This window comes from Paramesorhizobium endophyticum, assembly GCF_014640615.1.
Classification (GTDB): domain Bacteria; phylum Pseudomonadota; class Alphaproteobacteria; order Rhizobiales; family Rhizobiaceae; genus Paramesorhizobium; species Paramesorhizobium endophyticum.
Map to the genome: position 1 here is coordinate 1 of NZ_BMHH01000018.1, position 23,245 is coordinate 23,245.

28 protein-coding genes are annotated in these 23,245 nt (G+C 59.3%); 18 read left to right on the top strand and 10 right to left on the bottom strand.

What is annotated here, in order from left to right; all coding sequences use genetic code 11:
- Nucleotides 1–295: 295 nt before the first annotated feature.
- Nucleotides 296–1,312, bottom strand: coding sequence for a zinc-binding alcohol dehydrogenase family protein (locus tag IEX53_RS18035; RefSeq protein ID WP_188825577.1), 1,017 nt, complete (start codon nt 1,310–1,312; stop codon nt 296–298).
- Between the two features lie 116 nt (nt 1,313–1,428).
- On the opposite strand from IEX53_RS18035, the gene IEX53_RS18040 reads away from it, so the two are divergent.
- The 3 genes from IEX53_RS18040 to IEX53_RS18050 all read left to right on the top strand — a co-directional run bounded on the left by IEX53_RS18040 (nt 1,429) and on the right by IEX53_RS18050 (nt 3,009).
- Entirely contained in the window at nt 1,429–1,836 is a 408-nt protein-coding gene (locus IEX53_RS18040; RefSeq protein ID WP_188825578.1) for a winged helix-turn-helix transcriptional regulator, read from the top strand.
- Between the two features lie 135 nt (nt 1,837–1,971).
- On the top strand, nt 1,972–2,436 hold the full coding sequence (locus IEX53_RS18045; RefSeq protein ID WP_188825579.1) for a hypothetical protein: 465 nt from the start codon (nt 1,972–1,974) through the stop codon (nt 2,434–2,436).
- Between the two features lie 105 nt (nt 2,437–2,541).
- Nucleotides 2,542–3,009, top strand: coding sequence for a hypothetical protein (locus IEX53_RS18050; RefSeq protein ID WP_188825580.1), 468 nt, complete (start codon nt 2,542–2,544; stop codon nt 3,007–3,009).
- An 18-nt stretch (nt 3,010–3,027) separates the two neighbouring features.
- On the opposite strand, the gene IEX53_RS18055 is transcribed toward IEX53_RS18050, so the two are convergent.
- Nucleotides 3,028–3,483 (bottom strand): Kazal-type serine protease inhibitor family protein, encoded by a 456-nt coding sequence (locus IEX53_RS18055; RefSeq protein WP_188825581.1) that lies wholly within the window; start codon nt 3,481–3,483, stop codon nt 3,028–3,030.
- 153 nt (nt 3,484–3,636) lie between these two features.
- Here IEX53_RS18055 and IEX53_RS18060 point away from each other — a divergent pair, with 153 nt between their 5' ends.
- The 4 genes from IEX53_RS18060 (at nt 3,637) to IEX53_RS18080 (ending at nt 7,020) form a co-directional block, all read left to right on the top strand.
- The gene (locus IEX53_RS18060) at nt 3,637–4,572 is read left to right on the top strand and encodes a lytic transglycosylase domain-containing protein (protein WP_236016261.1); all 936 of its coding nucleotides are present in this window, start codon (nt 3,637–3,639) and stop codon (nt 4,570–4,572) included.
- Between the two features lie 355 nt (nt 4,573–4,927).
- Nucleotides 4,928–5,143 carry a cold-shock protein gene (locus IEX53_RS18070; protein WP_188825583.1) on the top strand — a complete coding sequence of 72 codons (216 nt, stop codon included), beginning with the start codon at nt 4,928–4,930 and terminating at the stop codon, nt 5,141–5,143.
- 858 nt (nt 5,144–6,001) lie between these two features.
- Nucleotides 6,002–6,508, top strand: a complete 507-nt coding sequence (locus tag IEX53_RS18075; RefSeq protein WP_188825584.1) for a BA14K family protein — start codon at nt 6,002–6,004, stop codon at nt 6,506–6,508.
- Nucleotides 6,509–6,576: 68 nt separating this feature from the next.
- Nucleotides 6,577–7,020: a BA14K family protein gene (locus IEX53_RS18080; RefSeq protein ID WP_188825585.1), complete on the top strand. Its 444-nt coding sequence runs from the start codon at nt 6,577–6,579 to the stop codon at nt 7,018–7,020.
- A 40-nt stretch (nt 7,021–7,060) separates the two neighbouring features.
- Here IEX53_RS18080 and IEX53_RS18085 read toward each other — a convergent pair whose 3' ends face one another.
- The 4 genes from IEX53_RS18085 to IEX53_RS18100 form a co-directional block, all read right to left on the bottom strand.
- On the bottom strand, nt 7,061–7,705 hold the full coding sequence (locus IEX53_RS18085; RefSeq protein WP_188825586.1) for an MBL fold metallo-hydrolase: 645 nt from the start codon (nt 7,703–7,705) through the stop codon (nt 7,061–7,063).
- Nucleotides 7,706–7,760: 55 nt separating this feature from the next.
- Nucleotides 7,761–8,486 (bottom strand): class I SAM-dependent methyltransferase, encoded by a 726-nt coding sequence (locus IEX53_RS18090; protein ID WP_210311661.1) that lies wholly within the window; start codon nt 8,484–8,486, stop codon nt 7,761–7,763.
- A gap of 231 nt (nt 8,487–8,717) precedes the next feature.
- Nucleotides 8,718–9,002 (bottom strand): hypothetical protein, encoded by a 285-nt coding sequence (locus IEX53_RS18095; RefSeq protein ID WP_188825587.1) that lies wholly within the window; start codon nt 9,000–9,002, stop codon nt 8,718–8,720.
- A gap of 231 nt (nt 9,003–9,233) precedes the next feature.
- Nucleotides 9,234–10,124 carry a branched-chain amino acid aminotransferase gene (locus IEX53_RS18100; RefSeq protein ID WP_188825588.1) on the bottom strand — a complete coding sequence of 297 codons (891 nt, stop codon included), beginning with the start codon at nt 10,122–10,124 and terminating at the stop codon, nt 9,234–9,236.
- A 354-nt stretch (nt 10,125–10,478) separates the two neighbouring features.
- Here IEX53_RS18100 and IEX53_RS18105 point away from each other — a divergent pair, with 354 nt between their 5' ends.
- The 5 genes from IEX53_RS18105 (at nt 10,479) to IEX53_RS18125 (ending at nt 13,934) form a co-directional block, all read left to right on the top strand.
- Nucleotides 10,479–10,976, top strand: coding sequence for a MarR family winged helix-turn-helix transcriptional regulator (locus IEX53_RS18105; RefSeq protein WP_188825666.1), 498 nt, complete (start codon nt 10,479–10,481; stop codon nt 10,974–10,976).
- 45 nt (nt 10,977–11,021) lie between these two features.
- On the top strand, nt 11,022–11,726 hold the full coding sequence (locus IEX53_RS18110) for a response regulator (RefSeq protein ID WP_188825589.1): 705 nt from the start codon (nt 11,022–11,024) through the stop codon (nt 11,724–11,726).
- Between the two features lie 218 nt (nt 11,727–11,944).
- Nucleotides 11,945–13,285, top strand: a complete 1,341-nt coding sequence (locus IEX53_RS18115) for an ATP-binding protein (protein WP_188825590.1) — start codon at nt 11,945–11,947, stop codon at nt 13,283–13,285.
- A gap of 40 nt (nt 13,286–13,325) precedes the next feature.
- Nucleotides 13,326–13,604 carry a type II toxin-antitoxin system RelE/ParE family toxin gene (locus tag IEX53_RS18120; RefSeq protein ID WP_188825591.1) on the top strand — a complete coding sequence of 93 codons (279 nt, stop codon included), beginning with the start codon at nt 13,326–13,328 and terminating at the stop codon, nt 13,602–13,604.
- A gap of 21 nt (nt 13,605–13,625) precedes the next feature.
- Nucleotides 13,626–13,934 (top strand): HigA family addiction module antitoxin, encoded by a 309-nt coding sequence (locus IEX53_RS18125; protein ID WP_188825592.1) that lies wholly within the window; start codon nt 13,626–13,628, stop codon nt 13,932–13,934.
- A gap of 287 nt (nt 13,935–14,221) precedes the next feature.
- On the opposite strand, the gene IEX53_RS18130 is transcribed toward IEX53_RS18125, so the two are convergent.
- From IEX53_RS18130 to IEX53_RS18140, 3 genes are all read right to left on the bottom strand, one after another.
- Nucleotides 14,222–14,563: a tRNA-binding protein gene (locus IEX53_RS18130; protein WP_188825667.1), complete on the bottom strand. Its 342-nt coding sequence runs from the start codon at nt 14,561–14,563 to the stop codon at nt 14,222–14,224.
- 164 nt (nt 14,564–14,727) lie between these two features.
- Entirely contained in the window at nt 14,728–15,228 is a 501-nt protein-coding gene (locus IEX53_RS18135; RefSeq protein ID WP_188825593.1) for a type III secretion system chaperone family protein, read from the bottom strand.
- A 342-nt stretch (nt 15,229–15,570) separates the two neighbouring features.
- On the bottom strand, nt 15,571–15,891 hold the full coding sequence (locus IEX53_RS18140) for an accessory factor UbiK family protein (protein ID WP_188825594.1): 321 nt from the start codon (nt 15,889–15,891) through the stop codon (nt 15,571–15,573).
- 147 nt (nt 15,892–16,038) lie between these two features.
- Here IEX53_RS18140 and lgt point away from each other — a divergent pair, with 147 nt between their 5' ends.
- The 5 genes from lgt (at nt 16,039) to IEX53_RS18165 (ending at nt 20,811) form a co-directional block, all read left to right on the top strand.
- Complete coding sequence (gene lgt / locus IEX53_RS18145) at nt 16,039–16,881, top strand: prolipoprotein diacylglyceryl transferase (protein WP_188825595.1); 843 nt, start codon at nt 16,039–16,041, stop codon at nt 16,879–16,881.
- 2 nt (nt 16,882–16,883) lie between these two features.
- Nucleotides 16,884–17,963: a class I SAM-dependent methyltransferase gene (locus tag IEX53_RS18150; RefSeq protein WP_188825596.1), complete on the top strand. Its 1,080-nt coding sequence runs from the start codon at nt 16,884–16,886 to the stop codon at nt 17,961–17,963.
- A 265-nt stretch (nt 17,964–18,228) separates the two neighbouring features.
- Nucleotides 18,229–19,020, top strand: coding sequence for a peptidoglycan editing factor PgeF (gene pgeF / locus IEX53_RS18155; protein WP_188825597.1), 792 nt, complete (start codon nt 18,229–18,231; stop codon nt 19,018–19,020).
- Between the two features lie 10 nt (nt 19,021–19,030).
- The gene (locus IEX53_RS18160; protein ID WP_188825598.1) at nt 19,031–20,182 is read left to right on the top strand and encodes a M24 family metallopeptidase; all 1,152 of its coding nucleotides are present in this window, start codon (nt 19,031–19,033) and stop codon (nt 20,180–20,182) included.
- A gap of 83 nt (nt 20,183–20,265) precedes the next feature.
- Entirely contained in the window at nt 20,266–20,811 is a 546-nt protein-coding gene (locus IEX53_RS18165; RefSeq protein WP_188825599.1) for a hypothetical protein, read from the top strand.
- Between the two features lie 101 nt (nt 20,812–20,912).
- On the opposite strand, the gene olsE is transcribed toward IEX53_RS18165, so the two are convergent.
- The gene (gene olsE / locus IEX53_RS18170) at nt 20,913–21,878 is read right to left on the bottom strand and encodes an ornithine lipid hydroxylase OlsE (RefSeq protein ID WP_188825668.1); all 966 of its coding nucleotides are present in this window, start codon (nt 21,876–21,878) and stop codon (nt 20,913–20,915) included.
- Between the two features lie 210 nt (nt 21,879–22,088).
- Here olsE and IEX53_RS18175 point away from each other — a divergent pair, with 210 nt between their 5' ends.
- Nucleotides 22,089–23,021 carry a ribose-phosphate pyrophosphokinase gene (locus tag IEX53_RS18175; RefSeq protein ID WP_188825600.1) on the top strand — a complete coding sequence of 311 codons (933 nt, stop codon included), beginning with the start codon at nt 22,089–22,091 and terminating at the stop codon, nt 23,019–23,021.
- Nucleotides 23,022–23,245: the final 224 nt, after the last annotated feature.

Genomic DNA, 23,245 nt, shown 5'->3' on the forward strand with positions numbered 1-23,245 from the left:
TTCCCCTCAGCCACAAACGGCTCAAGGCAAGATGGGCCGACCAGGATTTCCTCACCCTCATTACTCATATGCGATAGCCCTACCCCTTACGGGGAGGGTGCCCGCGTTAGCGGGCGGGTGGGGGTGGTGACGTTTGCGCATTTGCTGGAGACAATGGACTAAACGTCACCACCCCCACCCGACCCTTCGGGCCACCCTCCCCGCAAGGGGGAGGGAGGGTGCGAGCCCGTTCGGCGGGGTAGAGGTGTTGCCGTCCCGCCGACATTTCCCACCTATACGCGGCGCACTTTCCCGCTTACGCCCACCCCTCCATCACAATCTTCCCCCGCGCCTTGCCGCTTTCCAGAACCTCATGCGCCTTGCGCAAATTCGCGGCATTGATCGGCGACAGCGCCTCCGTCAGCGTCGTGCGCACCCGGCCTTCGTCCACCAGCCGCGCCACCTCATCGAGCAAGGCTCCCTGCGCATCCATATCCGCCGTCTGGAACAGCGAGCGGGTGAACATCAGCTCCCAATGCACCGAAACGGACTTGCGCTTGAACGGCGCGATATCCAGCACATCAGGGTCGTCGATCAGACTGAAACGGCCCTGAGGCGCGATGAGTTCGATGATTTCGGCCAGATGGCGCAAGGTTTCCGTTGTCGAGAACACGAAGGCCGGCTTGCCGATGCCGAGCGCTTCCACCTCCGCCGCCAGCGGCTTGCTGTGATCCACCACATGATGCGCGCCAAGCTGCTTCACCCATTCCTTCGTCTCCGGCCGTGACGCCGTGGCGATGACGGTGAGATCCGTCAGGGCGCGCGCCAGCTGAATGGCGATCGACCCGACGCCCCCTGCTCCGCCAACGATCAATATGGCATTGGCCGCACCCGGCACGGGCTTCTTCACGTCCAGCCGGTCGAACAAAGCCTCCCACGCCGTTATAGCTGTGAGCGGCAGGGCGGCGGCTTGCCGCTCGGAGAGCGAGGCGGGCTTATGGCCGGCGATCCGCTCATCCACCAGATGATATTCGCTGTTCGCGCCGGGACGGTTGATCGCGCCTGCATACCAGACCTGGTCGCCCGGCTTGAAATTCTTCACCGCTTCGCCCGTTTCGACCACCGTACCGACCGCATCCCAGCCCAGTACCTTCCACTCGCCAGGCTGCGGCGCCACATTGGCGCGCACCTTGTAATCCGCCGGATTGACCGAAATCGCCTCGACCTTGACCAAGAGGTCCCGCCCCTGCGCGGCGGGCTTTTCCAATATCACGTCCACCAGCGCATCGGCGCGGTCGAGACTTCCGGGTTTCTGATAGGCAACTGCTTTCATTATCATGGGCTCCATTTGCTATGGAGCGGATATGCGACTATCCTCACAGTTCGTAAATACGCACAAACACCGCCCATAGTGCGCATAACTGAACTTAGTTTCTTTTGGATACTAATATGGCCAAGGTCCGTCATTCCCGCATCGAATGCAATCCCGGCTGCGCAGTGGAAGCCGCGATCAGCCTCATCGACGGCAAATGGAAATGCGTCGTGCTGTTCCATCTGCTGGGCGGCACCATGCGCTTCAACGAAATCCGCCGCCAAGTGCCCGGCGTCACCCAGCGCATGCTGACCAACCAGCTGCGCGAACTGGAGGAGGACGGGCTGGTCGAACGCAAGGTCTATGCGCAGGTGCCGCCGAAGGTGGAATACAGCCTCTCGCCGCTGGGCCGCAGCATCGGGCCGATCCTGATGGCGCTGAAGGAATGGGGCGACGCCAATATCAGCCGCTTCGGCAAGCCCGTGACGGTCGCGGCGCCCGCCCCGGCGGCGGAAGCACCCATCCCCATGATCCGAGCCTTATAGAGAGAACCGGACAATAGAAGGAAAATCAGCAAATAGCTGAATATCTTCCGGCAGTTACGCCAAATCTCCCGCCGGAATTGCGCCGTATTTCTGTGGCGATATGAAGGATAAATTTGCTCTCTCAGGAGAAGTGAAATGAACTTCATAGATGACAGGGAACTGGCGCAGCGGTTCAAAAGCAATTCCGTTCCGCCTAAAGAGCGCTTCTGGTATTACCTTGCAACCATGCTGTTGATGAATATTTTCGCAAGCAAGATAATACTACACCAATCGCCGCAAACGGATTTGAGCCTCTGGAATTATCTTTCCGATATCACCAATATTGCAATAACTATAATAGGTATATCCATTTGCTATCGAACAAACAAATCTGGAGACAACAAAGAATTTATAGAAAGAATGATCTGCATTGGATTTCCAGTCATCATTACAATGCTCATTATATTAATATTTTTCACCATATTATATTTCATAATACTTGAAACAACTGGAAATTCCGCATTTATGGACACCACACTTTCTGATTTTATCGTGATGCTGGTTTTCCAGGCATTTTTTTACTGGCGGCTCAACAACTCCATCAGGATCGCCGCCCATTAGCGGCGGTACCGCTCGCACGGGCAGTTACGGCAATATCCTTGCCGGAAATGCGTCGCGCCCTACAATTATATGCTGTAATTTCAATTCCCTCCCGGGAGAGGTGAAATGAACTTCATTAACGACAGGGAACTCGCGCGGCGGTTCAAGAGCGATTCCGTTCCTTCCAAAGAGCGGTTTTGGTATTATTTCATATACACGGTCGTATTGTCCGCCACCTTAAGCTCGTACATAATCACGGAATTCTACGAATACGATCCAAATCATTGGCATTATCTCACTGATATCGCAGCTGTTCTGATAAACATGATCGGCATTTCCATCTGCTACAGAACGAACAAAGCCGGAGACGACAAGGAATTTATCGAAAGAATTGTCTGCATTGGATTCCCCGTCTTAGTTCAAGTGATAATCATGTTTATCGTCATTGAGGCACTTCTCATGACGATCAGGTCATTTCTCGACCCGGAGGATAATTTTACGAACCTCCCACTTTTCTATTTCTTCGACACCTGCTTTCTCTACGGGTATTTTTACTGGCGGCTCAACAGCTCCATCAGGATCGCCGCCAGTTAGCTCGCCCCTTGCGGTTGTTCACCGGCAAGCGCCTCTTCGAACGACGCGATAGCCGTCGCGCTTTGCATAGCAGGCGTTCGGGAAGGTTTTGACCGAGCGTCCACGCCGGGCGCACACCGGCGCATACTCATCCGTGCACATCTGCGGACGCGCAGGCCTGCGCAATTGCGGCGGCAGGACGGGGCCCGGACCGGCAATGGCCGGCCATTTCGGAATGCCCGAGGAGGGACGCCGCGCGCCGCATTCGCCTTTCCGCACCACGCGGAACCCTTTCGCCCCTGCCTGGCAGGCATTGCCGAAGGTCTGGCGCACCCCGCCACGCTCGCCGCAAACCGGCGCATAGATCATCGGGCACATGACCGGCCCGCCGGGGCGCGGCCCGGGACGCCCGCCATCCTCCGCCACCGCGCAGCCCGCCAGCAGGAACAGGGCGAGCACGCTCAGCCCGGGCATCTTCATGCTGAAGATCGTCATCAAATCCTCTCCTCGTCAAATGCCCGCGATTCTGGCCCCGCTTCATGGTAAGCGAGTAGATGGAAAGCGCAAGAAAGACGTTGCAAGCTTTGTTTTTTGCCACACTATGCTCAATCTTATGCTTCTTTTACGAGGAACAGGCGGTTTCCGCGCATGGGGCAAGAGGCTTTGGGCAAAAGACTTTCCGGCATCGTTGCATTTACTCTGGCTTTGGCCATCGGCTCGACCAATGCGTCGGCTGATCCGCTGCCCGCACGCCCCTATTCCCCCACCCCGCAAAAACCGGCGATTGAAGAGACGGTCGCGCTGCAGAAGCCCGAAATGCCGGCGCCATCGGTCGATCATATATGCTCGCTCATCGCCAGGAATGCCGATAGCCACGGTCTGCCGCGCGAATTCTTCGCCCGGCTGATCTGGAAGGAAAGCCGTTTCGACCACCGGGCCGTCAGCCCTGTCGGCGCGCAGGGCATTGCCCAGTTCATGCCTTATACGGCGAAGGAGCGCGGGCTTGCCGATCCCTTCGATGTCGAGCAGGCCATTCCGGCATCGGCGGCGCTGCTGAAGGATTTGCGCAAAGCATTCGGCAATTGGGGCCTGGCGGCGGCGGCCTACAATGCCGGGGCTGCCCGTATCTCGTCCTGGTTGAAGTCGGGCGGTTTCCTTCCGCTCGAGACGGAAGGCTATGTGCGCGACATCACCGGCCTGACCGCGGACGACTTCGCCGCCGGTGCGCAATTGGAGCCGCGTCCGCTCGACGCGAAACTATCCTTCGACGAGGCCTGCCGCCGTCTTCCCGTCATCAAGGCCGCCACCATCCCCATGGCGCGGATCAAGCCCAAGCCCTGGGGCATACAGATAGCGGGGAATTTCCGCCGCATCGCCGCGATGGGACAATGGGAACGGACGAAGCGCCGGTTCGCCGCCGTGCTCAAGGGGCAATCCGCCGTGGTCAGCCGCGTCCGCTCGCCCATGGGCAGGCGCGGCATTTATGCCGTCAGAATCGGTGCCGACAGCCGCGCGCAGGCGGACAGCATCTGCACGCGCCTGCGCGCGGCGGGCGGCGCGTGCATCGTTTTAAAAAACCAGTAGAATGACAGGATAATGAAGACTATTTCCATTATACAAAGCTTATGGCCGATATGGCGCAAGATTATTCCAAAACTTTCATCATTCTGAAATTCACGAAAATTTGCTTGCCAAAATTCGCTTCATAGATCAGTCTCTCGTTGTTCGGGCATTTTGCGAACAATGGAAGACTGGAAGAACGGGCGTGCCGGAACCGCTATAAGTTTCGGGTCGGGATTTTCCCGGCAATGATCGGCTCCTTCCCTGATTTCGAGAACTGCCTGCATACCATCCGCCGGGCGTGGTGCGCATGCATGGCGGTTCTACTAAATCCGCTCTTCGCAAGAGGAGCAGCGCCTAAGGAAAAGGAACGGATCCAATGGCACAGACCGGTCTGGTCAAATTCTTCAACACTGAAAAAGGCTTCGGCTTCATCAAGCCGGACAATGGCGGCCCGGACATTTTCGTCCACATCTCTGCCGTGCAGGCCTCCGGCCTCAACGGCCTCGCCGACAACCAGAAGGTCTCCTTCGATACCGAGCCCGATCGCCGCGGCAAGGGCCCGAAGGCAGTCAATATTTCGGTTACCGGCTGAGCTTCAATCATCCGGATTTTATGAGCCCCGGCCTCCGCGCCGGGGTTTTTTTATTGGAGGAAAGCGTGGCGCGGGGTGCCTGGCGTTTTTTGGAGTAGCCAGGCTTTCCCTTAGGTGGAAACGGATGGCTCATTCTTTTACCGTTGCACCCGCGTCACCGTAGAGGAATGGATCCCAGTGACGAGCACTGGGATGACGGGGTGGAGATGTTTTGTCCATTATTGGGTATGCTTCTGCCAAGCGGCAAGGTTTGAGGTGTGGCTTGCCAATAGTAATGCAGCCGTCATCCCAGTGCTCGTCACTGGGATCCATTCCTCTACGCCTTCAGCACAACAACGATCCAAAACGAAATCCAGCGATTCCATTATAATATGGATCAAACATCTAAAGCATGTCTCCCAAAGTGGGAACCGGTTTGGGACAAAGACATGCGCAAAAACAAAGACCTAAAGCGCAGCGCATGAGTTCAATTGAACGCGACGCGCTTTAGCCAGAAACAGTCGCATATTCTGCATCATTGCGAGAATTGTTGCACAGAGGCCTGGGTTCCAGTGACCAGCCCACGAATAACCGTTGCTGGGATGTTGCGGTCAAGCTCCAGTCTCCACCCGGCAGGAATGGGTTTCGGGATATGCCTCAGCCGCTCCACCGCCACACCGGCGCCAAATAATATCCAAACGGCTCCGTCAATAGATGCCCGTTCCCTTGGTGGGGAGTCGACGCGGATGCCTCGTTCCCGTTAACCCTTTGTAAACCGTTCAGCTTCTGTTCATGTTGCATTCCGTAGAAGAGGAACCAAGGCTGGAACAAAAACGTTATCCGGTCGGCGAATTCTATGCTTCTGAAGGAGGCACCTACATGAACCGCTTTGTCAAAGCAGCAGTTCTGGCCACGGCATCCGCGGCGGCGATGCTCGCTCCCATCTCGATCAGCGCCGCCTCGGCGGGCGGATGGGGCTATCATTATCACTATTGGGGCGGTGGCCCTCGCTGGGGTGGACCCGGCCCCTATTGGGGCGGCCCCGGCCCTTACTGGCGCTATCATCGCAATCGCAACCGCGATGCGTGGGCAGCCGGCGCCATCGGCCTCGCAGCAGGGGCGATCCTCGGCAGCGCGATGTCGCAGCCGGCCTATGCGGCCCCGCCTCCGGTCGTCTATCAGCAGCCCCCGGTGGTATACTATTCGCAGCCCCAGACGCGCGTCATCACCTATGAGCGCCGCTACGTCCCCGCGCCGCGCTACGGCCTGCAGCCTTGGACAAAGAGGTGGTACAATTATTGCTTCAGCCGCTATCGCTCGTTCAATCCGCGCACAGGCACGTTCTTAGGCTATGACCAGCGGTATCATTTCTGCACGGCCAACTGAACGAGATAGGAAGGCGGGGACGCCGCCACTCGCCGCTTCCCTGCCCATATCTGAGAGGAGCGATCGCGATGAACCGCTTTTTGAAGGCAGCAGTTCTGGCCACGGCATCGGGAGCCGTAATATTGGCTCCCATGTCAATCGACAGCGCATCGGCGGGTAAAAGGCAGAGAAACGCCTGGGCAGCGGGCGCGGCCGGTCTCGCGTTAGGCGCGATCGTCGGCGGTGCCCTATCGCGCCCCGGTTACGCGGCGCCGCCTCCGCCAATCGCGTATGATCCTTACGCTCCCCCGCCTGTCATGTATGATCCGTACGCCGCGCCACCTCCCGTATATCAACCCTTCGCGCCACCGCCCTCGGTATACTACCCGCCGTCCTATCCGAGCTATCCGACCTATCAGCCTTGGACGCGCGGCTGGTATAACTATTGCGTCCGGCGCTACCGCTCGTTCAATCCGCGCACGGGCACGTTCTTGGGCTACGACGGGCAGTATCATTTCTGCACGGCCAATTGAGGCAGCGATGCGACGCCGCAGCAAGGCATATGTTCATGCCCTATTGCCCTAGAAACGGGTTCGTCCTGCGCTCCTCACCGAACCGGCCTCCCGGCCCATGGCCGCAGATGAAGCCAACCTCGTCGCCGAGCGGAAGCAGTTTTTCCTTGATCGAGCGGATCAGCGCCGCATGGTCTCCGCCGGGCAGGTCGGTGCGTCCGATGGAGCCGTTGAAAAGCACGTCGCCCACATGGGCGAAATTTGCATCGCGGTTGAAATAGACCACATGGCCCGGCGCGTGGCCGGGGCAGTGCAGCACCTCGAACACATGTCTGCCGAAGGAGAGCTTGTCCCCCTCCAGCAGCCATCGATCCGGCGTCATGTTGCGAACGCCGCCGCTGATGCCATAGCGCAGCGCGATCATCTCCAGATTGTCGAGCAGGAACTTGTCGGCCTCGTGCGGGCCGATGATCTCGATATCGAGCGCTTCCTTGAGGTCCAGCGCCCCGCCCGCATGGTCGATATGGCCATGGGTGAGCCAGATCGCCTCGGGCGTGACCCCGTTCGCCTGCAAGGCTTCCAGGATGCGATCCACATCGCCGCCCGGATCGATCACCACGCCCTTCTTGCTCTCGTCATCGAACAGAACCGTGCAATTCTGCTCGAAAGCGGTGACGGGAATGACGAGCGCCTTCAACTGGCCCATGACATGTCTCCTGTGAAATAAGCAAATAAGCCGCTGATTTGAAGGATGGAGTCGCTCACAGTTTCCGCCATTCCATCATCATTGTGAATGGCGCCAGCTGATATTTGCGCTCCCTGTCTTCCGGTGCGCCCAACGGCGCAGGTTCGTCGAAGAAAGTCAGGGTCAATCCCGCATCGAGCAGGGCCGTCATATAAGCGCTCAATGGCCGATGCCAGTTGCGTACCCTTATATCGTCCCACTCGACCCAGTCTGCCCTCTCCTTGAGATAATGTCCGAGCGGACGGTGCAGCCGACCATCCTCGCCCTTGATCCAGCCAATCGTTCCATTGGATGTAACAAAGCTCGAGAGATTGGCGATCAACATCGTGCCGCCTGGTTTCAAGACCCGCGCCGCCTCGCGAATGGCCGCGCGCATATCGTTGATATCGATGAGGCTCAGATAAAAAACCGCAAGATCGAAAGCGCTATCATCGAACGGCAGGCGCTCGGCAAAGCCGGTAAAATATTCGCCTTCAGGATCCCGTATTCTTGCTTGCTTGATAAATGGCTCGACGGGGTCGATCCCTGTGGCCGCGACACCCAGTTCCTTCACCATCCGGCAGAATCGGCCCTCGCCGCAGCCGATGTCGAGCATCCTTTGCGCACCGGACACCCTCACCCGCTCCAGCATCGGCTTATCAAGAATGAACTGGCGCGCAAAATCGCCCGCTTCCGGCATTCTGGCAATCCAGGCTTGGGATGAACTCAGCCAGCCGTTCTCGTCCGGGTCGCGCGAATCCATTGATCGGTCTTTCTCAGTCAATTCCCTTGAACAACGTCTTTAAATACCCGCTTGCTTTGAAAAAGAAATGCGTGCCGGAATATATATATCGCTGCCTTCCCTGCAGAGAAGCCTCGCGAACGCCGGACGCCGCGCCACCACCGCAGCAGTGGCAGTCCATCACGCAAAAAAGCCACCCGGGCGAGCCCTCATCAGGCTCGACCCGAGCAAGCCTCTCGATTGTCCTCACGCTTATGCCTGCTTGGCAACCGCGTTCTTGATGAGGCCGATGATGGCGGTGAGCACGATGCCGCCGATACCGCCGCCTGCGATGTGGCCCACGGCTCCGCTGAGCGCGGAATCGAGGCTGCCATTGCTCAAGAGCGGCAGAAGCTGGCTGAGCAGGATGCCGCCAATGCCGCCCGCCACGGTATTTCCAGCCGTACCGAGACTCAAATTCTTGGCTGCGCCGGCAATATTGCCACCGACAGCGCCGGATATCAGCTGGATGATGATGGGAATAAGTTGAGATTCCATAATTGTCACCCCGTCTAAGTGTTTCCTCGCCGCAGCAGAATCTCCGGCAAGATGGATGTTGGACGGTTTGTGGATAAAGTCAAACAAGATCATACATTCAACAATAAAAAAGCGACGGAATCCGCCGCTTTTCTTGTTTGTAACTTAATATAACATTTCCAGAATAGAGGAGAAGTAGGGGATAGGGAATATGTTTTGTATACTCCCTTACTCCCCTATTCACTTATTCCCTCATTCCGCCGCGGCCCTCTTCGGAGTCACCTCAGCCATATAGTCATGCATCAGATTGGCGGTGATATCGCCGACCGTGAAGCGATGCGGCCCGATTTCAGCCACCGGCGTCACTTCCGCCGCAGTGCCCGTGAGGAAGCATTGCTCGAATCCATCAAGCTCCTCCGGCATGATCGCGCGCTCGACCACCTCGTAGCCACGGCGCTTGGCGAGGTCGATCACCGTGCGGCGCGTGATGCCGTCGAGGAAGCAGTCGGGCGTCGGCGTATGGATGACGCCGTCCTTGACGAAGAAGATGTTGGCGCCGGTCGCCTCTGCCACCTGCCCGCGCCAGTCCAGCATCATCGCATCCGCATAGCCCTTGGCTTCCGCCGCGTGCTTGGAGATGGTGCAGATCATGTAAAGGCCGGACGCCTTGGATTTCGACGGCGCGGTGCGCGGGTCGGGGCGGCGGTACTGCGCGATGTCGAGGCGGATGCCCTTCAGCTTCTGCTCGGGATCGAAATAGCTCGGCCACTGCCAGATCGCGATGGCGACATTGATGCGGTTCTGCTGCGCCGAAACGCCCATCGATTCGCTGCCGCGCCAGGCGATCGGGCGCACATAGGCATCCTCGAAGCCCTGCTTGGCGAGCAGCTGGCGGCAGGCGTCGTTGATCTCGGCCACAGAGTACGGAACCTCGAAACCGAGGATGCGGGCGGATTCGTGCAGGCGCTCGGTATGCTCGTTGAGCTTGAAGATCTCGCCGCCATAGGCGCGCTCGCCCTCGAACACGGCGCTGCCGTAATGCAGGCCATGGGTCAATACATGCAGCTTCGCATCCGCCCAGCGAATAAATTCGCCATTCATCCAGATGGTGCCCTCAAGCTGATCGAACGGAACGGATGCCATGTTAACCTCCAGGCGTTTCCCCTAAGCATATACCGAAAAGTTCAGATCTTTCGGATTATACGCTGTTTAAAATTGAATCATGATCCGAAAGTCGCAGGGTTTTGCGCAAGATCATGCGTTGCTTTAAGACCGGATCTGTGCGGTACCATCCGTTTCCGGCCAACGGAAGGCAGGCTGCCGGACAGGGTGAATTATACACATTTCCAAGAGGGATTATGTCTTGAAAAGCCGTATAAACTTTATCTTTCGTTCAAAAGATGGCCGTCAGCTTGGCAAAAATTACCAGCGCCTCGAAAATATGTCAACAAGGCTGACATATTTTTCTCGTTTGATGGAGTTCGCCGCGTGACATCAATGAAAGATGAAGCCAGCCACATCGCCAAAGCCCTCTCCGGTGAGGATGCTCCCGAGCTCCATATTATCGAGCTTCTGTTCTTCGCTTACCGGGATTTCACCGCCGATCCCGACCTGATTCTGGAGAAGATCGGTTTCGGCCGCGCCCATCACCGGGTGCTTTATTTCATCAACCGCAAACCGGGCATGACTGTGGCCGAGCTTCTGGACGTGCTGAAGATCACCAAGCAGAGCCTGGCCCGGGTGCTGAAGCAATTGATCGACACGGAGCATGTCGTGCAGCTGACCGGCCCGCGCGACCGGCGCCAGCGGGAACTCTACCCGACACCGAAGGGCCGCGAGCTAGCCCTCGCCCTCGCCCTGCCACAGTCCCGCCGTATCGCGCGGGCGCTTAATGAAAGCGGGCCCGAGAATCGCGCGGCGATCGAGCACTTCCTGAAAGCCATGGTCAATCCGGACCAGCGGGCGCAGATCGACAGTTTGCCCGCGGCGGGTTAGAATTGCGAACAGTAGAGGGATGAGATGAGCACAAGGGGTACAGAGATGGCCATGGAACAGAAGCCGGTTTCCGACGACGCGCCGCACCTTCTCGTTGTCGATGACGACACCCGCATCCGCAGCCTCCTGTCGCAATATCTGACCGGCAGCGGCTTCCGCGTCACCGTCGCCGCCAATGCGGCGGAAGCGCGGCGCAAGCTGGAAGGCATCGATTTCGACCTCCTGATCCTCGACATCATGATGCCGGGCGAAACCGGCGTGACGCTGACCAAATCGCTGCGCGAGACCAAGGACGTGCCGATCCTGATGCTGACCGCCCTGTCGGAAACCGACAACCGCATCGACGGTCTCGAGGCGGGCGCGGATGATTACCTGCCCAAGCCCTTCGATCCGCGCGAACTGATCCTGCGCATCAACAACATCCTGCGCCGCGGCGCGGCCCCGCAGACGCCGAAGATCGAGCAGGTCGTGTTCGGCCCCTACACCTTCTTCATCCCGCGCAAGGAGCTCCGCAAGGGCAGCGAGAACATCAAGCTGACCGACCGCGAACAGGACATCATGGCCATCTTCGCCGAGCGCGCCGGCGAAACGGTCCCGCGCCACGAGCTGACCGGCAGTGAAGGCGAAGTCGGCGAGCGCACCATCGACGTCCAGATCAACCGCCTGCGCCGCAAGATCGAGCAGGACCCGGCCAACCCGGTGTGGCTCCAGACCGTGCGGGGCATCGGGTATAAGCTCAGTATAGAGTGATGCGGCTTTAACATGGGCGCCATTTCCTTCCACCACCCCCCTCTGCCCTGCCGGGCATCTCCCCCACAAGGGGGGAGATCAGCCGTCATTGGCCTTCGGCACCAATCTCTTACTTCGCAGAATAGAGGCGGACGGTGGTGTCAGCCAATCTCCCCCCTTGTGGGGGAGATGCCCGGCAGGGCAGAGGGGGGTAAATCCAGAAAGCGACTCCCGGCGAAATGAAATCCCTCTGGACGAAATTCGCCCGATGGCTGGCGCACCAGATGCCGAAGCGGCTTTATGCCCGCTCGCTCATCATCGTCATTGTGCCGATGGTGCTGCTGCAATCGGTCATCGCCTTCGTCTTCATGGAGCGCCATTGGCAGATGGTGACGGAGCGTCTTTCCATGGCCGTGGTGCGCGATATCTCCGCCATCATCGACATCATCGAGACCTATCCGCAGGATCCGGGCTATGAGAACATCATCCGCATTGCCCAGCAGCGCCTCGGGCTGAACATCTCCATCCTGCCGCCCAACCCCCTGCCCCCGCCGGGGCCGAAGCCGTTCTTCTCCATCCTCGACGATTTTCTGGGCGAGGAGATCACCCGCCAGATCAACCGGCCGTTCTGGCTGGACACGGTGGGCGATTCCGATTTGATCGAAATCCGCATCCAGCTTGAGGACAAGGTCCTGCGCGTCTTCGCCCGCCGCAGCCAGGCCTATGCCTCCAACACGCTGATTTTCCTGACCTGGATGGTCGGCACCGCGCTGGTGCTGCTTTCCATCGCCATCCTCTTCCTGCGCAACCAGATCATGCCTATCCAGCAGCTGGCCAAAGCCGCAGAAAGCTTCGGCAAAGGGCAGCCGATGCCCGAAGGCTTCCGCCCGCGCGGCGCGGAAGAAGTCCGCCGCGCCGGCATCGCCTTCATACAGATGCGCGAGCGCATTGAGCGCCAGATCGAGCAGCGTACCGCGATGCTGTCAGGCGTGAGCCACGATTTGCGCACCATCCTGACCCGCTTCAAGCTGCAACTGGCCCTCGCCGGCTCGAATATCGATACCGAGCCGCTCAACCAGGATATCGAGGACATGCAGAACATGCTCGAAGGCTATCTCGCTTTCGCGCGCGGCGAGGCGGAGGAGGAACAGGGCAATTTCGACCTCACCCGCCTTTTCGACAAGCTCGCCGAGGAGGCGAAACTGCGCGACCGCGGGTTCCGCTCCACGATAGAAGGCGACAGCACCGTCGAAGTCCGCCCCAAAGCCTTCACCCGCCTCATCGGCAATCTCGTCGGCAACGCCTTCCGCTACGCGCAGAATGTCGAGATCACGGCGGTGCATGACGACGCGTCGCTGACTGTCACCATCGACGATGACGGCAGCGGCATTCCCGAGGACAAGCGCGACGATGTGTTCAAGCCCTTCGTCCGCCTCGACGAAGCCCGCAACCAGGATTCCAGCGGCACCGGCCTCGGCCTCGCCATCGCCCGCGACATCGCCCGCAGCCACGGCGGCGACATCACCCTTCACGACAGCCCGCTGGGGGGACTGAGAGCCGTGGTGCGGATACCTGTGTGACCCATCTTGATTTACTGTAAGTTTTTTGCTTACATAGACCATGATCAAATCGTTCAGGAACAAAGCGCTGGAAACCCTGTTCGAAACTGGCAAATCCGGCAAGATCGATGCCAAATTGCACAAAAGGATTCTGGTGCGTCTCGACCGGCTGGAACAATCCGAACGACCGGAAAATATGAACCTTCCTGGATTCAACTTTCATGCGCTGAACGGTTATGATCCAACCCGCTATACGGTTCATGTAAATGGGCCGTGGTGCATTACGTTTGAATTCGATGGAAAGGATGCGGTTCGCGTCGATTTCGAGCAATATCATTGACCGCTGCCCAAGGAGAGCAAGATGACCGCGCATGAAGCAAAGCGTCCAATCGAGCGCTGCCCGTCTCATCCCGGGGCGCTGCTTGAAGACATCATCCCGGCCACAGGGAAAACCAAGGCGGAAATCGCCCATCTGCTCGGCATATCGCGCCAGCAGCTTTACGATATTCTGCGGGAGAGAAAGCCGGTTTCGCCGAACATTGCCGCTCGCCTCGGCAAAATGTTTGGCGATGGTCCGGCGGTGTGGCTGCGGATGCAGGCCGCCTATGATGCCTGGCATGTCGCGCGCGAGGTGGATGTTTCGAATATCCCAACCCTGCACGCTGCGTGAAGCGGGCTAATGCGCTTCACCTTTAGATGAAACGGTCTCGTTCTTTTATCGTTGTGGCTACGTCACCGTAGAGGAATGGATCCCAGTGACAAGCACTGGGATGACGGGGTGGAGATGTTTCTCCACTACTGATATGTTTCTACCAAGCGGGGAGTTCCGAGGTTTGCTTGCCAACAGCAAAGCAATCCGTCATCCCAGTGCTTGTCACTGGGATCCATTCCTCCACGCTTCCACGACAACAACGGTCCCAAACCGGAATTCAGGCGATTCCACTAAAATGAAACGCCCTAAAACAGCCTGCCCCCGTTCGGCACAGGCTTATCAATCGCGGCGAGCACCACCGCGCCCTCTTCGTCCGGCAAGCCGAGCGTCAGCACTTCCGACATGAACGGGCCGATCTGGCGTGGCGGGAAGTTGACGACCGCCAGCACCTGGCGGCCCACCAGCTCTTCCGGCGTATAATGCCTGGTGATCTGCGCCGAGGATTTGCGCACGCCTATCTCCGCGCCGAAATCGATCTTCAGCTTGATGGCTGGTTTTCGGGCTTCCGGAAAGGGCGCGGCCTCGACAATCGTGCCGCAGCGTATGTCCACCTTCTCGAAATCGTCCCAGCTGATCGTATCACTCATCATCCCACCCAATCAGTTCAGCACCAGGATATGCTGAGATTCAGGTTAGGACGAGGCGAAAATGGTGCTTTCGAGAACCGGAGCGCAGCGTACTCCCGTACGTGAGCACCGGAAGCGCAGAAAACGCCATTTGCAGACCGTCCTTACCTGAATATCAGCGTATCCTAGGCGTGTCCTACCGTCTCGAACAATACGCTGTCCAGCGCCTCGCGCGCCGTTACGCCCGACCAGACGACGAACTGGAAAGCCTGGAAATAATTCTCGCAGGCTTCGAGCGCGCAGCCGAGGAGCACTTCCACCTGCCGGTTGGTCGGCTCCGCGCCGCCGGCAAGCAGCAGCGACTGGCGGAACATGATCGCGCCTTCCTGCTGCCAATAGTCGAAATGCCCCATCAGCAATTGCTCATTGATGAGCGAAAGCAGCCGCATCATCTCGTTGATGCGCGCCTCACCCACCCGGATGTCGAAGGCGCAGGCCAGATGCAGCGCCTCGCAATCTTCCATCCAGGAGAAGGAGACGTGGTAATCCGTCCACGATCCCGCCACCGACATGGCAATTTCATCGTCGCCTGTACGCTCGAACGACCAGTCGTTTGAATACGCGACCTGCTCAATGACATCCACCGGATGTGCATCGCGAGCGATTGCAAGCTCAAGAAGGCTCATGACCATTTCCTGTATCTGGAGCAGGCCCTTCAAAAAAAGGCCATACTCGATATCTTGGGACGAGCGCACCGCACGCCCGCCCGAAAGCACACGTCAACACTTCACTGATACTGGAGAACGGCCTGTAGGCACTGAACCCGCTAACACCCCTCGCGCCGTCACCACATGACTGCTTCGAATCATGTAGTGATTTCAGTCTATTGATGCTGAGTCAGAGCGCTAGTCCCTTTTCGCAACAAGCGGCGAAAGCATGTGGACAGAGGCTGTAGCGGAGGCTGGCGCGAGGCCAATAACCGACTCTAAGAAAACGGTTTTTGGCGCTCGCAGCCTGTTGATAATTTTTTAGGAATTATCTTTGGATTTCGTCGCGGCAGAGGAAGATTTGGCGGATTTGGCCGTCTGCTCCGCCTCGATTTTGGCAAGACGCGTCTCCAGCGCTTCGATCCGCGCGGTCAGCGCGCTGTTTTCCGTGCGTGCCCGGACGGCCATTTCGCGCACCGCGTCGAAATCCTCGCGCTGCACCACATCCATGGAATTGAGCAACCGCTCGGCCTGCCCGCGAAAGGCGGTTTCCACCTCGCGCCGCACGCCCTGGGCCGCGCCTGCCGCATCGGTCACAAGCTTGGCGAGTTCATCCAGAACCCTGTTCGTTCCGCTGTTCATGACTATGTACCTCTGTTGTGCGTTGATTTTCAGATAGGCTTCCATGTTATCGGTTGCAAGCATCCGGTTAGAATCGCAATGAAATCGCCGCGCTTGACTTTAAGTTCCATGCTCTACCATGGTCCGCTGAATTTTCAGGAGAAATCCATGACCGAGACGCTACCGCCCCTCCATTCCGGCCTGCCCTTTCCGGATATCAGCCCGGTGATCTTCTCCATCGGGCCGCTGCAGGTGCATTGGTATGGGGTGGGCTATGTCGTCGGCATCCTCTTTGCGTGGTGGTACGGCAAGCGCCTGCTCTCCACCCCGCGCCTCTGGCGGCATGACAAGGCGCCGATCGAGCCGGATGCGCTCGATGATTTCGTGCTCTGGGCGGCGCTCGGCGTCGTATTGGGCGGGCGCATCGGCTATGTGCTCTTCTATAATTTCGATTATTACCTCGCCAACCCGCTCTCGATCCCGGCGGTGTGGGATGGCGGAATGTCCTTCCACGGTGGCTTTCTGGGCACCACGCTCGCCATGATCCTCTTCGCCCGCTCGCGCGGCATCGGCATCTGGAGCATGTTCGACACCATCGCGGCGGGCGTTCCGGTCGGGCTTGGCGTGGTGCGCATCGCCAATTTCATCAATTCCGAGCTATGGGGCCGCGTCAGCGATGTGCCTTGGGCGGTCTATTTTCCCAATGGCGGCCCCCTGCCCCGCCATCCAAGCCAGCTTTATGAGGCGGGGCTGGAAGGTCTGGTGCTCTTCGCCGTCCTGTGGCTTCTCGTCTGGAAGGGTCTCAAGCTGAAGATCCCCGGCTATGTCACCGGCGTTTTCGTGACCGGCTATGGCCTAAGCCGCATCTTCGTCGAGTTCTTCCGCGAGCCCGACCCGCAATTGGGCTATCTCTTCGGCGGCTGGCTCACCATGGGCATGGTGCTGTCGGTGCCGATGGTGCTGATCGGACTTTGGGCCATCTGGCGCGCGAAGCGGGCCGCTCGGGCATAGAAATGACTGTGCCCCTGAAACAGCGCCTCATCCGGCTCATCGAAACATCAGGCCCGATCAGCCTCGCCGAATATATGGCCGCCTGTCTCGGCGACCGTGATGCTGGCTATTACACGACGCGCGAACCCTTCGGGCGCGAGGGCGATTTCATCACCGCGCCTGAGGTGAGCCAGATGTTCGGCGAGCTCATCGCCGTCTGGTGCATCGGCGTATGGCAGGCGCTGGGCAAGCCGGAAAACGCCGTGTTATGCGAAATCGGCCCCGGGCGCGGCACGCTGATGGCCGATATGCTGCGCACGCTGGAAAAGCTCGCGGCCGCCTTTCTCAGCACGGCCCGAATTGCCATGGTCGAGACCAGCCCGCGGCTCATCGAAATCCAGCGGGAAAAGCTGAAAAGCCACGCGGCGTCCATCGACTGGCGCACTTCGTTTGAAGAGCTTCCCGATGGCCCGCTCATCCTCGTTGCCAACGAGCTGTTCGACGCGCTGCCGATCCGCCAATATGTAAAGCTGAATGGCCGCTTCGTCGAGCGGGTCGTCGCGGTCGTAAACGGCGAGCTGTGCTTCACATCAGGCGCCGGCTCCATCGATCCCGCCCTCCTTCCCGCAGGCTATGAAACCGCCCCAGAAGGAGCCATTTTCGAAGCCGCCCCTGCCCGCACCGCGCTGATGCAGCTGATCGCCGAGCGCATTACAGCCACGCAGGGCGCGGCGCTTCTCATCGACTATGGCCATCTCGAAGCAGGCTTCGGCGATACGCTGCAGGCCATGTCCAAACATACATTCGCGGATGTATTCGAAAATCCCGGCGAGGCCGACCTCACCAGCCATGTGGATTTCGCCGCCCTGGCGCAAACCGCCCGTGCTTGCCGCTGCCATACAGGCGCGATGACGCAAGGCGAATTCCTGCTCGCCATGGGCCTCCTCGACCGCGCCGGACAGCTTGGCGCTGGCAAGGACAAGGCCGCGCAGGAGCAAATCCGCAATGATGTCGAGCGCCTCGCCGCGCCGGACCAGATGGGGACGCTGTTCAAGATGTTATGCGTGAGCGATGGGAAGAGGCGGATATTTCCGTTTGCGTGAACCGTCGGGCACCCCCCTCTGCCCTGCCGGGCATCTCCCCCACAAGGGGGGAGATTGGATGTCAGTTCCCCTTTCGCCAATTACCAACGTCGCATAATGAGAGCCGTCATCGATGCAGGCCAATCTCCCCCCTTGTGGGGGAGATGTCCGGCAGGACAGAGGGGGGTTAACCTCGAGCGCACACACCTATCGTTTACTTAACTCTCTGGGCAATTGACATCCCCGCCCCCCTCGCTCACCATCGCCGCACTTTCAGGAGCCCATCATGCTGACCAACAACCGCCCTGCCCCGATCCGCTCGCCGCTGCTCGACGCAGGCCGCGGCAAAGGCATCGTGCATGGCTTCTTCACCCGCCAGGGCGGCGTTTCTCAAGGTATCTACCAGGGCCTCAACATCGGCGCGGGCTCCAAAGACGCGCCGGAAAACGTCGCGGAGAACCGCCGCCGGGTGGCCGAAACCTTGGGCGTCACGCCGGAGAATCTCCTGACCGTCCATCAGATACACTCCCCCGATGTCGTCACCGTCACCGGCCCGTTTGCGGGCGAAAGGCCGAAGGCGGATGCCATGGTCACCAATGTCCCCGGCCTCGCCATCGGCGCGCTCAGCGCGGATTGCGGCCCGGTGCTTTTCGCCGACCCGGAAGCGCGCGTCATCGGCTCTGCACATGCCGGCTGGCGCGGGGCCATCGATGGCGTACTGGAGAATACCGTCGAGGCGATGACCCGGCTCGGCGCGAAGCGCTCGCGCATCGTGGCCGTGCTGGGACCGACCATCGGGCCGGAGAATTACGAGGTCGGACCGGAATTTTTTGCGCAGTTCGTCGCGCGAGATGCTGCCTACGAGCGCTATTTCCGCCCCTCCGCCCAGGAAAACCACCACATGTTCGACCTCTGGAGCTTCATCCTCGACCGATTGAAGATGACAGGCGTCAAGGCCGAAGGTTTGAATGAATGCACCTATGCGGATGAGGCGCGGTTCTTTTCCTACCGCCGCGCCACCCACCGCGGGGAACCGGATTACGGCAGACAGATTTCAGCGATAGCGATTACAGGATAGGGGAAAAGGGATGGGTCTTCATTTCGAGCCGGAGGAATATACCGCGCGGCTGGACCGCCTGCTGCTGAAAATGGCGGAAGACAAACTCGACGCGCTGCTGCTCTTTTCGCAGGAGAGCATGTACTGGCTGACCGGCTATGACACGTTCGGCTTCTGCTTTTTCCAGTGCCTGGTGGTGAAGGCGGACGGCTCCATGGTGCTGATGACCCGCTCGGCGGATCTGCGTCAGGCGCGCCATACCTCCAATATCGACAATATCATGCTGTGGACCGACCGGGAAAATGCCAATCCCGCCGTCGACCTCCGCAATCTCCTCAACGATCTCGACCTGCTCGGCAGCCATATCGGCGTCGAATACCAGACCCATGGCCTTACCGCCGCCAATGGCCGCAAGCTCGACGAGCAGCTGACCACCTTCGCGAAAATCAGCGATGCGTCGGGCGTTGTCAGCCGCCTTCGGCTTTTGAAAAGCCCGGCGGAGATCGCCTTCGCCCGCAAGGCCGCGAGCTTGAGCGACGATGCGCTCGACGCGGCGCTGGAAATCACCAAAATGGGCGCGAGCGAAGCCGATATCCTCGCCGCCATGATGAGCGCCAATTTCAAGGGCGACGGCGACTTCCCCGCCAATGAATATATCATCGGCTCGGGTCCCGACGCCCTGCTCTGCCGCTATAAGGCCGGACGGCGCAAGCTGACCAAGAACGACCAGCTGACGCTCGAATGGTCCGGCGTCTACCGGCATTATCATGCACCACAGATGCGCACGGTCCTCACCGGCAAGCCGTCCAAGCGCCATATGGAGCTCTATGACGCCGCCCGCGAGGCGCTGGAGGCGGTCGAGACGACATTGACCCCGGCCCACACTTTCGGCGACGTGTTCGACGCCCATGCGAAGGTGCTGGAGGCCCATGACCTGACCCGCCACCGGCTCAACGCCTGCGGCTATTCTGTCGGCGCGCGCTTCACGCCGTCATGGATGGACCCGCAAATGTTCTATTCCGGCAATCCGGAGCGGATCGAGCCGGACATGACGCTTTTCGCCCACATGATCATCATGGATTCCGACAGCGGCACGGCCATGACTTTGGGCCGCACCTACCTGACCACGAGCGCTTCCGCCGAGCCGCTTTCGCGCCATTCGCTCGACCTGATTGTCAAGTGAAAAGGAATCCGGGTAAGTTGGGCGCGGGCTGAGGTGAAGAGGGCGGGAACAATACCGCAAGTTAGGGAGCAAGCGTCTGCAAAATGAGAAAACAGTTCCCTTCGATTGTCCTGTTGATCGCCGGTGCGCTCGCCGGATGCAACAGCACGGAAGCGACCCTGTCGGTGCCGGGTTCGGGTGACGCTGCGTCCTCTGCGACGGCCACGGCGGGCGCCGTCCAAACCACCGGCGCGCCGCAGGCCTCGGGCACGCTGCGCCTCGACAAGCTCCAGATCGCGCCCATCGTCGGCGCCCCCGTCAGCGTGGTCACGCCCCTCTCCCAGCGGCTGGCTGCGGATGCCAAGGCGAAAGGCGTCACCCTCGCCGCCGCCACCGAGGCGGGGCAGGCCTATGTCATGAAGGGCTATTTCTCCGCCATGGCCGAAGCCGGGCAGACGACCGTGCTCTATGTTTGGGACATTCTCGACCCCGCCGGCAACCGACTGCACCGCATTCAAGGGCAGGAAAAGGTAGCCGCCACCGCGCCCGACGCCTGGAGCGCGGTCCCCGCCTCGGCCATGGAAGCCATCGCCGACCGCACCATGCAGGAATATTCCACATGGCTGGCGGCAAACCGGAAGCCGACATGAAGGCGACCGGTAAACATTTCACTTTTTGATGGGGGCATCCTGCCTGTCCCCATCCGATTGGGCACCGCGCCAGGTTCCGTCAAAGAAAGAAACGCCCTAGCCTAGATTTCAGGCGCGGTTCGGACGGAATCGGCGATGGGCGTGTCAGGGTTTTGGTTGCCCTTCGTATGCCGCCCCAAGATCTGGCGAATCCCTTCCTTCGTGAAGGGCTGCGCCAATTGCGCCATAAATCCCCGCGCAATCTGCCCCTTGATGCCGATATCCGTGGAAGACGCGCGATCGGGATTATAATAGGTGCCAAACAGCAGGTCGAAGAGGACGATATTCTCGCCGTAATTCGTGTTGCCCTCGCGAAGCTCCTTCGAATGATGCCATCGGTGCAGACGCGGCGTGCTGAACACGAAATCGAAAAGGCCGGTTTTCATCTCGACATTGCAGTGCGTGAGTATGCCGATGAATGCGGTGACGGCGCCAAGCCACAAAAACATTTCAAGAGGCGCGCCCAGAAAATACAGCGGAATCTGGCTGAGCGCGACCTTGAACAGCGAGTCGACGACATGGAAACGTCCGGTATTGACCACCCAGAGGCGGGTCACGCTGTGGTGCAGCGCATGGAAGCGCCAGAAGAACAGCTTTTCATGCGCAATGCGATGCGACCAGTAGAGACCAAATTCCGCGATCGTCACAGCCAGCGCGACCTGCGCCACCATCGGCAGCCCGGTCGGCCAAAGATTGAACTGCATAGCGGAGATCGTGTGCAGGAAACCAGCGGCGAGCATCGGGAAAATGGCTCCCAGGAGAGCGAAGATCTGCAAACTACCCTTGGTGAGAAGCGTGTGCCCGATATCGTTCACCGTTTCGCCATCCGGCTGCAGCCAGCTTCCCTCATAGGGAATGAGACGCTCGAGAAAGAACAGGAAGGCAATTTCACCCGCATAGACAGCCGAGAACGCTGCGATGGGATGGTTGCTGGCAAAAGCAAAATACGCACCGGCAAGACCTGAAAAGAAAACCAGCGGCCACGCGCAATAAGAGAGAATGGATTTTACTTCTGTTAAATTCGGCATGGATTTCGATATCCTGAAAGAGGGTGGCACCCGCTGAACCCAGGTGGATAATAACGTAGCCAGGATTATGGACAACCGCCCCGTGGCGTGTCCCTTTGGGCACTTTTCAGTGATTGTTAGCCACATACCACGATTGCGTGCTTGCATTCAGCCGGACTCGCGGTAAAACGCCGCTCATCCGAGGGACGACCAGCCAGGGATCGATCAGGCATGAAACTTTTCGCGGGCAACTCCAATCGTGTGCTGGCTGAAGCCGTAGCGAAATATCTTGATATCCCCTTGGGCAAGGCCAGCGTGCGGCGTTTCGCCGATCAGGAAATCTTCGTCGAGATCCAGGAAAATGTGCGCGGCGAGGATGTGTTCGTTCTCCAGTCCACTTCTTATCCCGCAAACGATCATCTGATGGAACTGCTCATCATGATCGATGCGTTACGCCGCTCCTCCGCCCGCCGCATCACCGCCGTCATGCCCTATTTCGGTTACGCGCGGCAGGACCGCAAACCGACGTCGCGCTCGCCGATTTCGGCGAAGCTGGTGGCCAATCTCATCACCGAAGCGGGCGCGAACCGCGTTTTGACCCTCGATCTCCATGCCGGCCAGATCCAGGGGTTTTTTGATATCCCGACCGACAATCTCTACGCCGTGCCGGTTATCGCCCGCGACATCAAAACGCGCTATGCGCTCGATAACATCATGGTCGTCTCACCCGATGTGGGCGGCGTAGTGCGCGCCCGCTCGCTCGCCAAGCGCCTCGACGCGCAATTGGCTATCGTCGACAAGCGCCGCGAGCGGCCAGGCGAGTCGGAGGTCATGAACGTCATCGGCGACGTCACCGGCAAGGATTGCCTGCTGTTCGACGATATCGTCGATTCCGGCGGCACGCTCTGCAATGCGGCGGAAGCGCTGCTGGCCAAGGGCGCGAAAAGCGTCACCGCCTATATCACCCACGGCGTGCTTTCAGGGGGTGCGGTCGCGCGCATCACCTCGTCGAAGCTGAAGGAACTTGTCATCACCGACTCCATCCAGCCCACCGCCGCCATCCTCGCCGCGCCGAATATCCGCGTGCTGTCGATTGCCGATCTGATTGGCGAAGCAATTTCGCGCACGGCTTCGGAAGAGTCGGTGTCGAGTTTGTTCGACTGAGGCAAACTGGCGCCCATGTTTTGATGGAATCGCCTGAATTCCGTTCGGGACCGTAGTCGTTGTAGAGACGTTGAGGAATGGATCCCAGTGACGAGCACTGGGATGACGGGTTGCAATACTATTCGCAACCCAATCTTCAACCTCTCCGCTTGGCAGAAGCATATCCGGTTGCGGAAAAAACATCCCCACCCCGTCATCCCAGTGCTTGTCACTGGGATCCATTC

Coding starts and splice junctions, on each gene's coding strand:
- IEX53_RS18035 (WP_188825577.1), bottom strand. CDS start 1,312: ATGAAAGCAGTTGCCTATCAGAAACCCGGAAGTCTCGACCGCGCCGAT.
- IEX53_RS18040 (WP_188825578.1), top strand. CDS start 1,429: ATGGCCAAGGTCCGTCATTCCCGCATCGAATGCAATCCCGGCTGCGCA.
- IEX53_RS18045 (WP_188825579.1), top strand. CDS start 1,972: ATGAACTTCATAGATGACAGGGAACTGGCGCAGCGGTTCAAAAGCAAT.
- IEX53_RS18050 (WP_188825580.1), top strand. CDS start 2,542: ATGAACTTCATTAACGACAGGGAACTCGCGCGGCGGTTCAAGAGCGAT.
- IEX53_RS18055 (WP_188825581.1), bottom strand. CDS start 3,483: ATGACGATCTTCAGCATGAAGATGCCCGGGCTGAGCGTGCTCGCCCTG.
- IEX53_RS18060 (WP_236016261.1), top strand. CDS start 3,637: ATGGGGCAAGAGGCTTTGGGCAAAAGACTTTCCGGCATCGTTGCATTT.
- IEX53_RS18070 (WP_188825583.1), top strand. CDS start 4,928: ATGGCACAGACCGGTCTGGTCAAATTCTTCAACACTGAAAAAGGCTTC.
- IEX53_RS18075 (WP_188825584.1), top strand. CDS start 6,002: ATGAACCGCTTTGTCAAAGCAGCAGTTCTGGCCACGGCATCCGCGGCG.
- IEX53_RS18080 (WP_188825585.1), top strand. CDS start 6,577: ATGAACCGCTTTTTGAAGGCAGCAGTTCTGGCCACGGCATCGGGAGCC.
- IEX53_RS18085 (WP_188825586.1), bottom strand. CDS start 7,705: ATGGGCCAGTTGAAGGCGCTCGTCATTCCCGTCACCGCTTTCGAGCAG.
- IEX53_RS18090 (WP_210311661.1), bottom strand. CDS start 8,486: ATGGATTCGCGCGACCCGGACGAGAACGGCTGGCTGAGTTCATCCCAA.
- IEX53_RS18095 (WP_188825587.1), bottom strand. CDS start 9,002: ATGGAATCTCAACTTATTCCCATCATCATCCAGCTGATATCCGGCGCT.
- IEX53_RS18100 (WP_188825588.1), bottom strand. CDS start 10,124: ATGGCATCCGTTCCGTTCGATCAGCTTGAGGGCACCATCTGGATGAAT.
- IEX53_RS18105 (WP_188825666.1), top strand. CDS start 10,479: ATGAAAGATGAAGCCAGCCACATCGCCAAAGCCCTCTCCGGTGAGGAT.
- IEX53_RS18110 (WP_188825589.1), top strand. CDS start 11,022: ATGGCCATGGAACAGAAGCCGGTTTCCGACGACGCGCCGCACCTTCTC.
- IEX53_RS18115 (WP_188825590.1), top strand. CDS start 11,945: ATGAAATCCCTCTGGACGAAATTCGCCCGATGGCTGGCGCACCAGATG.
- IEX53_RS18120 (WP_188825591.1), top strand. CDS start 13,326: ATGATCAAATCGTTCAGGAACAAAGCGCTGGAAACCCTGTTCGAAACT.
- IEX53_RS18125 (WP_188825592.1), top strand. CDS start 13,626: ATGACCGCGCATGAAGCAAAGCGTCCAATCGAGCGCTGCCCGTCTCAT.
- IEX53_RS18130 (WP_188825667.1), bottom strand. CDS start 14,563: ATGAGTGATACGATCAGCTGGGACGATTTCGAGAAGGTGGACATACGC.
- IEX53_RS18135 (WP_188825593.1), bottom strand. CDS start 15,228: ATGAGCCTTCTTGAGCTTGCAATCGCTCGCGATGCACATCCGGTGGAT.
- IEX53_RS18140 (WP_188825594.1), bottom strand. CDS start 15,891: ATGAACAGCGGAACGAACAGGGTTCTGGATGAACTCGCCAAGCTTGTG.
- lgt (WP_188825595.1), top strand. CDS start 16,039: ATGACCGAGACGCTACCGCCCCTCCATTCCGGCCTGCCCTTTCCGGAT.
- IEX53_RS18150 (WP_188825596.1), top strand. CDS start 16,884: ATGACTGTGCCCCTGAAACAGCGCCTCATCCGGCTCATCGAAACATCA.
- pgeF (WP_188825597.1), top strand. CDS start 18,229: ATGCTGACCAACAACCGCCCTGCCCCGATCCGCTCGCCGCTGCTCGAC.
- IEX53_RS18160 (WP_188825598.1), top strand. CDS start 19,031: ATGGGTCTTCATTTCGAGCCGGAGGAATATACCGCGCGGCTGGACCGC.
- IEX53_RS18165 (WP_188825599.1), top strand. CDS start 20,266: ATGAGAAAACAGTTCCCTTCGATTGTCCTGTTGATCGCCGGTGCGCTC.
- olsE (WP_188825668.1), bottom strand. CDS start 21,878: ATGCCGAATTTAACAGAAGTAAAATCCATTCTCTCTTATTGCGCGTGG.
- IEX53_RS18175 (WP_188825600.1), top strand. CDS start 22,089: ATGAAACTTTTCGCGGGCAACTCCAATCGTGTGCTGGCTGAAGCCGTA.